Here is a 13,594-nt window from a genome sequence, read left to right as displayed (position 1 = left end):
CCCCAGATTACACTTTTAAAAATGTGACAAACACACTATAATATATATATTGTATCTAAAAAGGAGCGATTGTGTGAGTACTACGACAATAATTTTATTAATTGTTTTAGCTATTTTAATAGTTTTATTTATAATTAATGCTGTATTAAGTGTTAGAGGCGTTAATATTGTAGGTGAAGAAGAATTTAGTCAAAACTTACGTAAAGTCCAACTCGTCGACTTACGAGAAAAAGATTCTTATAAGCACGGACATATATTAGGTGCACGTAACATCCCTCTAAGCACATTTAATACGAGAGCGAAATCACTACGTACAGACCAACCTGTACACTTATACGACCAAAATGGTCGTACAGCGCTAAGAGCTGCAAGAATTTTAAAGAAACAGGGTCATAAAGATATTTACGTATTAAAAAGTGGTATCGCTAAATGGACTGGTAAAATTAATTCTAAATAAAGAAAAAGCGATTCGAAAAATTCGAATCGCTTTTTTCAATTATTTTTTATCTTCGATAATATCTTCTTTTTCATAACGTAATACTGGATGACGTGCTGCAAGTGTTTCATCAAGTCTTCCGATTACTGTTGTATGTGGAGCCTCTAATACTAAGTCTAAATCTTCTTTGATTTCTTTATCAATATTTAGTAATGCATCGATAAATCCATCTAACGTTTCTTTCGATTCTGTTTCAGTAGGCTCGATCATTAAACCTTCTTCAACGTTAAGTGGGAAGTAGATTGTTGGTGGGTGATAACCGTAATCTAATAAACGTTTTGCTATATCTAGAGTACGTGCTCCTTCTTTCTTCTGATTCACACCGCTTAAAACAAATTCGTGTTTACAGTGTTGTGTGTATGGTAAATGATAAGTACCTTCAAGACGTCTCATCATGTAGTTCGCATTTAACACTGCATCTTCAGAAACCTTTTTAAGCCCCTCTGGCCCCATCGTTCTGATGTACGTGTATGCACGTAAGTAAATCGCAAAGTTACCAAAGTAAGGTTTTACGCGTCCAACACTTTGTGGAATATCGTTATCGAGTTTATACGTATCTCCCTCTTTTTTAACGTGAGGTTTTGGTAAGAATTTCGCTAAGTCCGCTTTAACTCCGATAGGACCTGAACCAGGACCACCACCACCGTGTGGACCGGTGAATGTTTTGTGTAAGTTTAAGTGTACTGCGTCAAAGCCCATGTCTCCAGGACGAACTTTAGCCATAATCGCGTTTAAGTTCGCGCCGTCATAGTATAACTTACCACCCGCACCGTGTACGATATCTCTAATTTCTAAAATATCTTTTTCGAATAGACCAAGAGTATTCGGGTTAGTTAACATGATTGCTGCAGTTTTATCACTTACAACACGTTTTAAGTCTTCGATATCTACAGTTCCGTCTTCGTTTGATTTCACTGTAACTGAATCGAATCCAGCAACTGTTGCTGAAGCTGGGTTTGTTCCGTGTGCTGAGTCTGGAACAATTACTTCTGTTCTTTGGAAGTCGCCGTTTGCTTCGTGGAATGCTTTAATCATAATTAAAGCTGTCCACTCACCTTGAGCTCCTGCTGCTGATTGTAATGAGATTTCATCCATCCCAGTAATTTCTTTTAATGATTCTTGTAAACGATAAGTTACTTCTAATGATCCTTGGATTGCTTTTTCGTTTTGTAATGGATGTGAATAAGCAAATCCAGCAAGACGAGCAACTTGTTCGTTAATTTTAGGGTTGTATTTCATCGTACAAGATCCTAATGGATAGAATCCTGAGTCGATTCCCCAGTTTTTGTTTGAGAGTTCAGTGTAGTGACGAATTAAATCAAGTTCACTAATTTCTGGTAACTCAGCTTTTTCTTTACGGATAAATTTATCATCTAATAAACTAGAAAGTTCTTTTTTCTCGATTTCAAGTTTAGGTAACGAATATGCATAACGATCTTCAATACTTCTTTCAAAAATTAATGGGCTTGAACCTTTTTTAGCCATTATAAGCACCTAACCTTTCAACAAACGCGTCAATTTCATCTTTTGTACGTAGTTCTGTAACAGCGATTAGCATATGATTTTTGAACGCTTCAAAGTCTAATCCTAAATCATAACCACCGATAAATCCGTCTTCATATAACTCATCATTAATTTCAGTGACATCTTTGTTTAACTTAACGACAAACTCGTTAAAGTTCATATCACCAAATACTTCAAATCCAGCTGATTTAAACGCTTCTTTTGCGTAATGTGCGTTTTGGATGTTGTTTTCTGCCATCTCTACCGCACCATACTTACCTAAAGCACTCATTGCAATTGATGATGCTAGAGCGTTTAACGCTTGGTTTGAACAGATGTTTGAAGTCGCTTTTTCACGACGAATATGTTGTTCACGTGCTTGTAAAGTTAATACGAAACCACGGTTACCTTCGTCATCTTTAGTTTGTCCGACAAGGCGTCCTGGCATTCTTCTCATTAATTTTTTAGTCGCTGCAAAGTATCCACAGTGTGGTCCACCGAATTGTGACGGGATACCGAATACTTGTGTGTCCCCAGTAACGATATCTGCACCGAATTCACCTGGAGGTGTAAGTAATGAAAGTGCAAGTGGGTTAGAGTTTACAATGAATAACCCTTTATGCTTATGTGCAATCTTTTCGATTGCTTCTAAATCTTCAATTGAACCAAAGAAGTTTGGATATTGTACCATTACTGCTGCTGTGTCTTCATCTGCTAATTCTTCAAGATGTTTTAAGTCAGTCTTAGTTCCGTCTAAATCAGCGACAACTACTTCTACATTTTGAGCGTTTGCATAAGTCTTGACGACTTCTAACGTTTGAGGATGAACTGCACCTGATACAACAACTTTTTTCTTTCTCGTTGCACCAGCAGCCATCGTTGCACCTTCAGCAAATGCAGTTGCTCCATCATACATTGATGAGTTTGCAATTGGTAAGCCTGTTAATTCTGAGATAATCGTTTGGAATTCAAAGATTGCTTGTAATTCACCTTGAGAAACTTCAGGTTGATATGGTGTGTATGCAGTATAGAATTCGGATCTAGAGATAATAGAATCTACAACCGAAGGAATATAATGATCATATACACCTGCACCTAAAAATGATGTGTGAGTAACTGACGTAATGTTTTTGTTAGCAATTTGCGTCATTTCTCTCACTAGTGAATGTTCATCTTTAGCTGGTTCAATATTTAAATCGCCTTTAAATCTTACTTCTTCAGGGATATCTGAAAATAGTTCATTAACATCTTTAATGCCAATGACATCTAGCATCTCTTGCTTGTCTTTTTCTGTTACTGGTAAATAACGATGACTCATATTTACACTCCTTAAAAGTTTAATGTTTTATTTAAAATTTTTAACAAACTGAGCTGGAATTTCACGTTTACGAACTTTAACGATAAATTCCTTACCGTCTTCATAGAAGTCAGTGTCTACTAAAGCAAATCCAATTGCTTTACCAGAGGATGGTGATTTTGTACCACTTGTAACGTATCCCACTTTGTTACCTTCAGTATCAAATACTTCATAGTCAGTTCTTGGAATACCTTTACCAGTCATTTCAAATGCGGATAAACGACGTGGAGCACCATTTGCTTTTTGATCTTTTAAGATATCACTACCAATAAATTTATCTTTGTTTGCATTTACAGCAAATCCGATTCTTGCTTCTATTGGAGTAATTTCTGGAGATAAATCTTGACCGTGAAGTGGTAAACCAGCTTCAAGTCTTAACGTATCTCTCGCACCAAGACCACATTCAGTTGCACCATCATCTTTGAATAGTTTCCATAATTCTTCTAATGAATCTGGCTTCATATAAATTTCAAAACCATCTTCTCCTGTATAACCACTTTGAGATAATAGTACGTCGTGTCCAGCAAGTGATACATTTTGTTTTGCGTCGAACATTTTCATCTCTGAAAGATCTTCGTCAACGTGTTTTTGTACCATCGCTCTTGAATTTGGCCCTTGAATTGCGATTACAGCGTAATCATCTGACTCATCTGATATTTCTACGTCATAGCCATCAATCTTAGTTAACCATTCATAATCTGTGTCTTTGTTTCCAGCATTCGGAACTAAGAAGAACGTATTGTCATCTAGACGATAAATTAATAAATCATCAATTACTCCACCGTCTTCGTTACAAATTGTCGTATACTGCGCACGATTAACTTTTAATTTAGATACGTCATTTGTTAATGCGTAGTTTAAAAAGTCAACTGCTTCACTACCTGTAACTTTGAATTCTCCCATATGAGAGACATCAAAAATACCAACGTCTTCGCGTACAGCGTTATGTTCATCAATAATACTCGTAAATTGAACAGGCATTTCCCAGCCGCCAAAATCTACAAGTTTTGCACCAACTTCACGATAATAATCATTAAGTGGTGTTTTCTTTAGTTCACTCATAATATCCCCCTTTTTATAAAAAAAGGACACTTTAATTAAAAAGTGCCCTGTTGAAATATCTTCAGGATTCGTCACGATATCGTCCTTTTGCCTGAGAGATTCACCTAAAAAGGCTTGCTCCTTCGGCGACGTAATTATACGTTCTCTCCGACATCGTTCAACCGAAAACATCAATTTTCAATGATTTTGTATCCGAATTCATTATATATACTATATTCACAAATTGCAACTTAAATACTGTTAACTCAATTATTCAACGATTAAAAGTTTGTGAATTAATTCATCTACCGTCGTTTCGTTCCTTATCGTAATATCAGCAATGCTCTTATATAGAGGTCTACGTTTTTCAAATAAATCTTGTAATTCTTCATATGATCTTAATGCATTGGGTCTACTGCTATCATTTTTAATACGTTTATATATTTCCTCAAACGGTACATCGATATAGATCACTAGTTGAGTAGATTCTTTTAAAAGATTGAGAGACGGTTCATATTCTACAATCCCACCACCAGTAGATAGTATGTCTACATCTAAACATTCTTTTAGTGCGTCATATTCGTATTTCCGAAATACACTTTCACCGTAATTTTTAAATATGTCAGATATTTTTTGATGCTTGTTTTCTATATATACGTCTAAGTCTATAAATTCCTTTTGTGTTATCTCACTTAACTTTTGACCAGCAGTTGTTTTACCAACACCCATAAATCCTATTAATATCATAGCTATGCTCCTAAAAACAATTTAACCTTACTTTCATAATAATAAATAAGATTCATTTTAATCTCAATGATCATATATAAGCGCATATAATATGTGTAGAAAACATTTGTTATAAAACCTAATATGATTAACGATGTGACACTTATAAATCCATCATTTTTTAATATACATTTCATATGTTTCATCGCCTTCTTCAATCATAATATATACATGATGTTTATCTTCTGTAACGTTGAATTCAAGGACGTTCGTCATCAAAGGAATAAAGCCTTTTTTGTCTATCGATTTGACAATACGATTATTAGATAGTCGATACGTAATCGTTCCGTGTTCATTATCAAAAGTAAGGCTGTTTTTTGTAATTACAATATCTTTCTTATTTGTTTCTACTTCAAAAATGTCTTCTATAAAAACATCGATATCAAAACTCTGTTCATTTAATTCAATCGAACCAAATAGTCGTATCGTTGGAATAGTTATAAATAAGATCATAGATAGAACAAATAGACTCAGTAACATTTCAATATATGTAAAACCTTCATTTAATTTTAATGCATCTATTTGCAGACGCTTCACAAATTTCATCACCTCTTATAAAATAACGTTCACTTTTTAAGAAATCATCTTGACCCTCACTATTTTGTATCTCTATATAAAGACTCCTTAACATTTCAAGTTTATTATCTGCTTGTTTGTCTACATGGTTTAAATGAATGATTGTTGGCACTAAAATCGTCGTAATTATAAGCATAATTTTCAACGAGATGACACTATCGATTAATAAAAAACCATCATCTTTCAATACGATACCTCCCCTTTTGAATTTGAAATATTATCTTAATAACATCGCCATCGCAATTTAATATCATCGTGCCAAATTTTGATGTATTTCCTGTTGGATAGTAAATGACGTCTTCTAATCCACCTTCAACGATAAAACAAGATGTAAGCTGATACCTTTTTTCATAATATTGTTTATAGTCTTTCAGAACAATTTCATTCGTCGAATGATAGATAATAACGTGTTGATATGTATCATACGTACGAGCTCTAATTTGCGCGTTTTGAAATATGTATTCTATATTTTTTAGTTCATCTTCATAATTGTTTTCGTTATATCTTGGGATGTAGGTAATTGTAGATAATAAAATGATACTTACAACAAATAATGTAAGTATCATTTCAATCATCGTAAATCCATCATTCTTTTGTAGCTTGTCCATTAACAATTGTGATCCCTGTTCCATTGGCACATGACGTTTGCTTATCTGTTAAGTAATTTGGCACTAATTGGTTAATGTTAGTTGGTGTTTCACCTTCATTTAACGTATATGCCTCAATCTGGCTTTGAACCATCTTAACTTGCGCGTCACAGCCAGTGTTTTGAACGTTTTTAGATTGTGCTGCAATATTTGGGATAATTAAGATGATAAGCACGGAGATGACGAGTAGTACGAGTAACATTTCTATTAACGTAAATCCTTCTGATTGTTTACTTTTTTGAATTAGTTTTTTAATATTAAATTTCATTGTTTTCCTCCTAATTTAAGTCAGACATCATTTGAAATACAGGTAATACAATAACGAGATATAGACAAATAACGAGTAAACCGAGTATGACGAATATGATCGGTTGAATACGCTTTGTTAATTTTTCAAGTTTAAAAATAATTCCTTCTAAGACATATTCACTATATAGACTTAATTCTTTACCGACGTTTGAATTATATTCTCCGTGCTGAATGAATGGGATTATACGTTGATCGATGAGTGGAATTTGTTTAACCGCTTCACTCATCGAAAAACCTGACAATAATAACTTCTCTATAGTTTGTCCTAAATACTTTAATTCATTATCCAAGTTTTGATTTTTTAATATATTTACAATTTCTTTTGATTCAATGCCGTTACTTAGCATGAGCCCTAATTCTCTTGAGAACTTGTACGTCACATTATATTTATAGTAAGTGCTAATAATTGGTAGTTTTAATAAGTGAGATTGTTTTAACTCTATATTATTAGACCTCAATATGATTGATATATACATTAGAAAAATCATAGCAATTGATATGATAACGAGTACGATTTTCGGTAATACGTTCAGCATGAATGTAAGTATTGTCATCAAATTACTTTTATGTGTACCCATCGCTTCGTATAGTGTATTGAACTGTGGAATAACAGTGTAATTTAATACGATTAAAATCACTATAAATATAGAGATTAAAATAATCGGATATTGAAGTGACTTCATTAAATTTTTAATCGTTTGTCTACGCTTGGTAATATATGAGTAACACGATTCTAAAATATTAATTAAATCACCGTGTACAGCAGAAAATCTAATTTGAGCAAGTATTGCAGGGCTATAACCAATATATGTGAGTATTTCTTCTAAATTTTTACCATCTCGTATGAGCTCTAACAGCTTTGTTTTATCTTTGATATTTAGAACTTCATATTGTTCTACTAAAAAAATTAATGCTTGTTTTTGAGTAAAACCATTACTTAATAGATGCGCGAGCTTTTTAAGAAATTCTGCGTCGTACTGTTTTAATTTATTTTTCAAACGCTTTATATGCTTCATACGTATTCGCCTCTATCAAGTTGTTTTCATATAGTTGTTTAAGTTTATCTTGTATCGTGTCATAACGTATCGATTCACCACTCAATATCTTTTTAATATCGTTTTTTGTAATATATTCATATAGAATAAAAGATTGTTTTTTATTATGAATAATTCTCTGATTTATAATTGCTTGTATCGATTCAGCAAGCTCTTCATTGTAAATTCCGTATTCTTTAAGTCGAAGTATCGCACTATATGCACTATTACTATGAAACGTTGAATAAACTAAATGACCCGAAAGACTCGCTTTAACTAGTTCTGTCGCAATTGTTGAATCTCTAATTTCACCGAACATAATAACATCAGGGTCGCAGCGCATTACTCCCCTTAGAATCGGTGCGTAGTCTAGTTTTGCTTTTTCATTAATTTCAACTTGTATAATGTTTGGTAAATCAAATTCGATTGGATCCTCAATCGTAATAATTTGTTTGTCACCAACGTTTCTAATATCATTTAACAATCGAAACATCACAGTCGATTTACCAGATCCAGTTGGTCCAGTAAATAGTACTAATCCATCTTTTTTCAGACACAATTCCTTTAAATGACTATATTCATCAGGCCTCCTAAATAACTTTTCAGAAGGGATGTCTTTTGCACTATTTAAAATTCGAATCACGACGATCTCATTCATTAAAGAGGTAGGCAACGTTGAAATTCTAATATTCACTGTTACGTCATCTACATCTTTTTCAATTCGGCCACTTTGGGGGACTCTATGTTCATTCGTATCGAGTTCAGCAATAAATTTTAAATAATTAACGAACTGTTTGTACGTATGCGTATTACAACAAGCGAAATTTTTCATTTTGCCAAATTGTCTTATTTTAATTAAACCGTGTGAGTGTTCTAATGTAATATGTATATCTGTATAAGAATCAGATATACTTTGTTTTAATAAATGGTGTAAAAGATTCTCCATTTCATCCCTCCTATACACATATGCTCAAAAAGTCGGTATTATCTTTTTTTATTTTTAAAAGTTTTAAGAATTTACAATTCCTGATTTGGTATTTACTTATCGATTAGAGTTGATTATAATTAAGTTAATAGATTATGGTTTGGTGGGAGGATTACGATGGATAAAGTATTTAAAACGCTCGGTTTTTGGACAGCAATCTTTGCGATTTTATTCTATGTCGGTGATATGACAGAAATGGCGTTTTTCTTCATCGGTCAAACTGGTTTCTTTATATTACTTGGATATATGAAACTGACTGAAAGAATGTATATGTATGTATTCGCAGCTTACCTCATGCTATTCTTTGTTGGATTTACTTACTATTCAACTTTCCTTATGGAACCAGCATTTGGTAACCAGTAAAAAAATAAAAGAGAGTTCAGACGTTTGTCTGAACTCTCTTTTTTTTATTTACCATATTATGTTAGGATTTTCGTATTTTTCTTCGAGCAATGTCGTTGGCATACCGTGACCAGGATAGACGTCATACTCTAAATTTAAATTAAATAACTTCTCTTTAATTGAATGCATAACCGCTTCTGTGTTACCACCATATAAATCTGTACGGCCAACACCTTTGTTAAAGAGCACATCTCCAGAAATAATAAACATATCGTCTTCAAATATATAACTCAAACTCCCTGGAGAATGACCTGGCGTATGAAGTATTTTTAAGTCAAATTCTCCAATTGAAAGCTCCCCTTCACCAACATAAACTCTCTCAACGTCAGCAGTAATCACTTCGATAAAACGAATCGAACCGTTTTTAGTCGGATCAAGTAACCAGTCTGACTCTTGTTCACTCATATATACAGGCAAATTAAAGTGTTTTGATACTTCCTCTAACGCACCGATATGATCATAATGTGAATGAGTAAGTAAAATTCCTTTGACGGTTAGGTCGTGTTCCTCAACTGTACGAATAATTTCATCACTATTATCTGCTGGGTCAAAAATCAAACAATCTTTCTTCTCATTATAAACAATATAGCAATTTGTATTTAACGCTCCAAGTGGTAATGTAATGATTTCCATAGTGTCACCTCAAAATAGTCTAGACATTTACATGTATCAATTATACAATAGAGTTAACGTAATGTTAAAAGTATTGGGGGATTAAAAATGCCTTTTATTAATACAGGTGAACTGTTTAAAATTGGTGGTACATCGATTCACATTGGTGTAAACACGATGTCACTATTAATGTTACTTATTGCAGTTTTAAGTGTATACGCATTAATAAACGCGGTAAGATCTAAAAACATTCTAGGTATTATTTTTAGTATCGCAGGAATCGCAACATTCGGATTCTTCTCACTCGCAACAATCTTTACATTTGGTTATCCAGACCTTTAAAACAAAAGCTCGCGAATATTCGCGAGCTTTTTAATATCCTCTAAAACTTAATTCTTCAAGTATGACTGAAAGTTCTTCATCTTTTACTTTATTTACATTAACATCCTCACTAAGTTTTACCATCGCTTCAAAGTCTTGGTTTTTACGTAATTCTAACAATTTACGTTTTAATACATACTCATTCTTTGGATCGAGCTCAAAAGCGACATTAAAGTTTTCCTCAGCGGCTGCATCATCCCCTGCAACTTCATAAAGTTTACCGAGTATATAATAACTCATACTCGTCTCGTTTCCATATTTAAATGTTTCGTTCACTTTTTCGAGAGCATGAGCGTAATCCTTTTCATAAAAATAACGGAGTGCTTCCTCATCATACGGTTGATATGATACATGATCTCGTTGGATCATCCACATAGACACCGGTAAAACAATCATTAAGATAAATGCTCCGATAGCAATTTTGAAATCTACTTTTTTAAAGTTATAAATAACACCTAATATAAGCCCATATATAAACCCACCTGCATGCGCATAGTGATTGATGTTACTAAAGAAGCTCGTTAAAATACCAATGACAACAAAGGCAACGAGTACTTGAAATATGAGTTTCTTTTGAACTTTTTTATAAACAAGTAGATGTATAACGAGTAGCCCCATCATACCGTAAGTTGCCCCGCTTGCACCTAGAGAAAGTGCATTTGTAATAAACACAAGAGAAACAATATTTGCTACGATTGCTGTTAAAACATAAGTTATAAGCATTTTCGTAGAGCCGTATATCGATTCAACAAATTTACCTAGGACGTATATCGCAAATATATTAAATAAAAAGTGTTCGACATCTGCATGTAAAAACGCACTCGAAATGAGTCGATAAAACTCCGTATCTTGATTGACTCCGTGATGTGTTAAACCTAAGTTGTTCGTGATGTTGACTGAATCACGTATATGAATATAAAATAAATTCGTTAAAAAGATGAGTGTGTTGATCATTATAAGTATCAACGTCATCGGTGTAAATTTAATTAGATACGTTTCAAGCGGGTTACTTGATAAAACACGCTTCTTATACCAATCTAGCGGTTTAGATTTTTTATATTTCGTATCTATTTTATAGAATGGATTTAATATGACATTTGCAATACTATCCGTACCTGTGTGAATAACTTTTAGAGCTTTAGACTTAAATTGACGTTTAAATGGTTCACAATCGATATAGTGGACATATATTTTACTTACATTAAAATCGACAGCTGCATCGATATTCGCTTTATTGTCATATAATATTTTAGTTGTAGTTTCAATTTCTTCATCCTCAAATTGACCATCAACTAAAATCATTAGTGAACGATTTTTTCTGTTTTTTAACCAAATCGTGTCTGCAACTTCGTCATAACGTGAAAATACATATTTTGTATATCGTACAATTTCATACGCTGCTTGCCATTTGTTAATCATAGTCTATTCTCTCTTGCGTTAATATTTTTTGTCGGCGTGATTAAATAATCGACAGGCATGTCGTGTGATTCAACGATCACCTCACCGAACTGTTCATCGAATAAAATTGACACAGTTTTTCCTTGATAACCCTTTAAAAATCTATCGTAAAAGCCACCACCATAGCCCGTACGATAACCTTTATCATTAAATATAACTCCTGGGACGACTAGTAAATCGACGTCGTTATTTAATTCGTTTGATGTTGGTATAAAAATCCCTTTTTCATCTTTGAAAATTTCATCAGCACTATTCACTCTATAAAAGTCCATTTCTTTTGTTTTATAGTTCGATTTTGGACCATATACAGCAATATTATTATCGTTTAAGTATTCAATAATCGGAAGCGTATCAATTTCATGTGGCATCGATAAAACAATCCCAACAGAGTTTATACTGTGTTCGTGTATAAATTTCTTTAAAGATTGATATATATTCTGTTCTTTTTGTCTTTTATCCGTTGGATTAAGTGACTTTAACTTTACAATCATCTCGTGACGTAGTTCTTTTTTACTCATGGAGACATCCTTTCTCTCTCCATTTTAACAGATATTATTATAATAGTTTAAATAAAAAAACCACTTTTATAAAGTGGTTTTATTGATACTGTCTACCAGTCAAGTAATAGTATAGATGTTCACTTATATTTTCTAAGTGATCACCGATACGTTCAATATATTTAGCGATTAACACAACTTGACTCATAATGACTTTATCTTCAATTTTTTCGATTGCTTCTGACGTCGTATCGATATAAAGCATATCGATATCTTCGTCTCTAGATAATAGTTCTTTAATTAAAGCTAAATCTTTTGTTTCCATGGCAACGGTCGCATCTGAAAGCATGAGTTTTGACAGCTGTAACATCGACTTAAATTTGTTGATAATTTCTTCTGAACCGATATTATATTCAGCACTTACGTTTGCAATATTTACAACGTTATCTGCCACTCGCTCTAAATCTTCTGCGATTTTAATATAAGAGATTAACATTCTTAAATCAGAGGCAACTGGTGCTTCTAATGTAATTAAAGATATAATCTTTTCATTAATTAGAAGCTCTAAGTCATTGACAACAATATCTTCTTTAGAAATATCTTTTAGCGCATCTACATTTCTATGTTCTATACAGTGAATGAGTTTATCAATTCTTTTTTCTACTTCGTTTGATAATCTAAAAACATATGAAGTGACTTCATCTAAATTATTAATAAAATTTTGTCTCGGCTTCATTATCCAAACCTACCTGTTACATAATCTTCTGTACGTTGATCACGAGGGTTTTCAAAGATGACTTTAGTATCATCATATTCGATTACCGATCCGTTATAGAAAAATGCCGTTTTATCTGAAACACGAGCTGCTTGTTGCATGTTGTGTGTCACGATAATAATCGAATATTTTTCTTTTAACTCTTGCATTAAATCTTCGATTTTAATTGTAGAGATTGGATCTAGTGCACTTGTCGGTTCGTCCATTAATATAACATCTGGTTCAATCGCGAGTGTTCTAGCAATACATAAACGTTGTTGCTGTCCGCCTGATAGACCATATGCATTATCTTTAAGACGATCTTTTACTTCGTCCCAAAGTGCTGCTTGTTTTAAACTTCTCTCAACGATTTCATCGAGTGTCTTTTTATCTTTAATACCATGTACTCTTGGACCGTACACGATATTCTCATAGATAGATTTTGGGAATGGGTTCGGCTTTTGGAACACCATTCCAACTTTTGTTCTTAACGATTCAAGAGACATTTTTTTATCTAAAATATCTTGTTCTCTATATAAAATATCTCCTTCAATTCTAACGTTAGGAACGAGCTCGACCATTCGGTTTAACGTCTTAATGAAAGTCGATTTACCACAACCAGATGGTCCGATAATCGCACTAATTTCTTTTTCGTTAAATGCTAAGTTTACATCTTTTAATGCATGCGTGTCTCCGTACCAAAGATTTAAATTATTTGTCATAAATACTTCTTTATCAGAAGTTTTATCTAAAGTT

At 33.1% G+C, this 13,594-nt stretch carries 18 protein-coding genes and 1 riboswitch; of the genes, 3 read left to right on the top strand and 15 right to left on the bottom strand.

Features of this window, described 5'->3' with window-relative positions; genetic code table 11:
* Positions 1-73: 73 nt before the first annotated feature.
* Positions 74-457 carry a rhodanese-like domain-containing protein gene (locus BBS29_RS01360; RefSeq protein WP_068128333.1) on the top strand — a complete coding sequence of 128 codons (384 nt, stop codon included), beginning with the start codon at positions 74-76 and terminating at the stop codon, positions 455-457.
* Positions 458-496: 39 nt separating this feature from the next.
* Here BBS29_RS01360 and gcvPB read toward each other — a convergent pair whose 3' ends face one another.
* The 10 genes from gcvPB to BBS29_RS01310 all read right to left on the bottom strand — a co-directional run bounded on the left by gcvPB (position 497) and on the right by BBS29_RS01310 (position 8,695).
* Entirely contained in the window at positions 497-1,981 is a 1,485-nt protein-coding gene (gene gcvPB, locus BBS29_RS01355) for an aminomethyl-transferring glycine dehydrogenase subunit GcvPB (protein ID WP_068128329.1), read from the bottom strand.
* On the bottom strand, positions 1,974-3,317 hold the full coding sequence (gene gcvPA, locus BBS29_RS01350) for an aminomethyl-transferring glycine dehydrogenase subunit GcvPA (RefSeq protein WP_068128328.1): 1,344 nt from the start codon (positions 3,315-3,317) through the stop codon (positions 1,974-1,976). Before gcvPA ends, gcvPB begins: the two co-directional genes overlap by 8 nt.
* Positions 3,318-3,344: 27 nt before the next feature.
* Positions 3,345-4,421 (bottom strand): glycine cleavage system aminomethyltransferase GcvT, encoded by a 1,077-nt coding sequence (gcvT, locus tag BBS29_RS01345; protein WP_068128494.1) that lies wholly within the window; start codon positions 4,419-4,421, stop codon positions 3,345-3,347.
* A 66-nt stretch (positions 4,422-4,487) separates the two neighbouring features.
* Positions 4,488-4,579: riboswitch (glycine riboswitch) on the bottom strand.
* Positions 4,580-4,667: 88 nt separating this feature from the next.
* The gene (locus BBS29_RS01340; RefSeq protein ID WP_068128325.1) at positions 4,668-5,144 is read right to left on the bottom strand and encodes a shikimate kinase; all 477 of its coding nucleotides are present in this window, start codon (positions 5,142-5,144) and stop codon (positions 4,668-4,670) included.
* Positions 5,145-5,297: 153 nt separating this feature from the next.
* Entirely contained in the window at positions 5,298-5,720 is a 423-nt protein-coding gene (locus BBS29_RS01335) for a competence type IV pilus minor pilin ComGF (RefSeq protein WP_068128324.1), read from the bottom strand.
* A complete protein-coding gene (locus tag BBS29_RS01330) occupies positions 5,683-5,946 on the bottom strand; it encodes a hypothetical protein (protein ID WP_068128322.1) in 264 nt (87 codons plus the stop codon). The genes BBS29_RS01335 and BBS29_RS01330 overlap by 38 nt, the downstream gene beginning before the upstream one ends.
* Positions 5,936-6,367, bottom strand: a complete 432-nt coding sequence (locus tag BBS29_RS01325) for a type II secretion system protein (protein ID WP_179853819.1) — start codon at positions 6,365-6,367, stop codon at positions 5,936-5,938. The genes BBS29_RS01330 and BBS29_RS01325 overlap by 11 nt, the downstream gene beginning before the upstream one ends.
* Positions 6,345-6,674 carry a competence type IV pilus major pilin ComGC gene (comGC, locus tag BBS29_RS01320; protein WP_068128320.1) on the bottom strand — a complete coding sequence of 110 codons (330 nt, stop codon included), beginning with the start codon at positions 6,672-6,674 and terminating at the stop codon, positions 6,345-6,347. The genes BBS29_RS01325 and comGC overlap by 23 nt, the downstream gene beginning before the upstream one ends.
* A gap of 10 nt (positions 6,675-6,684) precedes the next feature.
* Positions 6,685-7,731 carry a competence type IV pilus assembly protein ComGB gene (gene comGB, locus BBS29_RS01315; protein ID WP_083302002.1) on the bottom strand — a complete coding sequence of 349 codons (1,047 nt, stop codon included), beginning with the start codon at positions 7,729-7,731 and terminating at the stop codon, positions 6,685-6,687.
* Complete coding sequence (locus BBS29_RS01310; RefSeq protein WP_068128316.1) at positions 7,703-8,695, bottom strand: ATPase, T2SS/T4P/T4SS family; 993 nt, start codon at positions 8,693-8,695, stop codon at positions 7,703-7,705. Before BBS29_RS01310 ends, comGB begins: the two co-directional genes overlap by 29 nt.
* Positions 8,696-8,851: 156 nt before the next feature.
* Between BBS29_RS01310 and BBS29_RS01305 the strand changes: the two genes are divergently transcribed.
* Entirely contained in the window at positions 8,852-9,097 is a 246-nt protein-coding gene (locus tag BBS29_RS01305; RefSeq protein ID WP_040928347.1) for a DUF2626 family protein, read from the top strand.
* Positions 9,098-9,145: 48 nt separating this feature from the next.
* Here the strand turns inward: BBS29_RS01305 and BBS29_RS01300 are convergent, their stop codons facing one another.
* A complete protein-coding gene (locus BBS29_RS01300) occupies positions 9,146-9,769 on the bottom strand; it encodes an MBL fold metallo-hydrolase (protein ID WP_068128314.1) in 624 nt (207 codons plus the stop codon).
* A gap of 87 nt (positions 9,770-9,856) precedes the next feature.
* Between BBS29_RS01300 and BBS29_RS01295 the strand changes: the two genes are divergently transcribed.
* Entirely contained in the window at positions 9,857-10,090 is a 234-nt protein-coding gene (locus BBS29_RS01295) for a DUF2759 domain-containing protein (protein WP_040928349.1), read from the top strand.
* Positions 10,091-10,120: 30 nt separating this feature from the next.
* Here BBS29_RS01295 and BBS29_RS01290 read toward each other — a convergent pair whose 3' ends face one another.
* The 4 genes from BBS29_RS01290 to pstB all read right to left on the bottom strand — a co-directional run bounded on the left by BBS29_RS01290 (position 10,121) and on the right by pstB (position 13,560).
* Positions 10,121-11,548 carry a rhomboid family protein gene (locus BBS29_RS01290; protein ID WP_068128312.1) on the bottom strand — a complete coding sequence of 476 codons (1,428 nt, stop codon included), beginning with the start codon at positions 11,546-11,548 and terminating at the stop codon, positions 10,121-10,123.
* Positions 11,545-12,105: a 5-formyltetrahydrofolate cyclo-ligase gene (locus tag BBS29_RS01285; RefSeq protein WP_068128310.1), complete on the bottom strand. Its 561-nt coding sequence runs from the start codon at positions 12,103-12,105 to the stop codon at positions 11,545-11,547. Before BBS29_RS01285 ends, BBS29_RS01290 begins: the two co-directional genes overlap by 4 nt.
* A gap of 79 nt (positions 12,106-12,184) precedes the next feature.
* On the bottom strand, positions 12,185-12,820 hold the full coding sequence (gene phoU, locus BBS29_RS01280) for a phosphate signaling complex protein PhoU (RefSeq protein WP_068128308.1): 636 nt from the start codon (positions 12,818-12,820) through the stop codon (positions 12,185-12,187).
* On the bottom strand, positions 12,820-13,560 hold the full coding sequence (gene pstB / locus BBS29_RS01275) for a phosphate ABC transporter ATP-binding protein PstB (RefSeq protein ID WP_257009071.1): 741 nt from the start codon (positions 13,558-13,560) through the stop codon (positions 12,820-12,822). Before pstB ends, phoU begins: the two co-directional genes overlap by 1 nt.
* Positions 13,561-13,594: the final 34 nt, after the last annotated feature.

This window comes from Nosocomiicoccus ampullae (assembly GCF_001696685.1).
Lineage (GTDB): Bacteria > Bacillota > Bacilli > Staphylococcales > Salinicoccaceae > Nosocomiicoccus > Nosocomiicoccus ampullae_A.
This window is presented reverse-complemented; position numbering and strand designations above follow the sequence as displayed.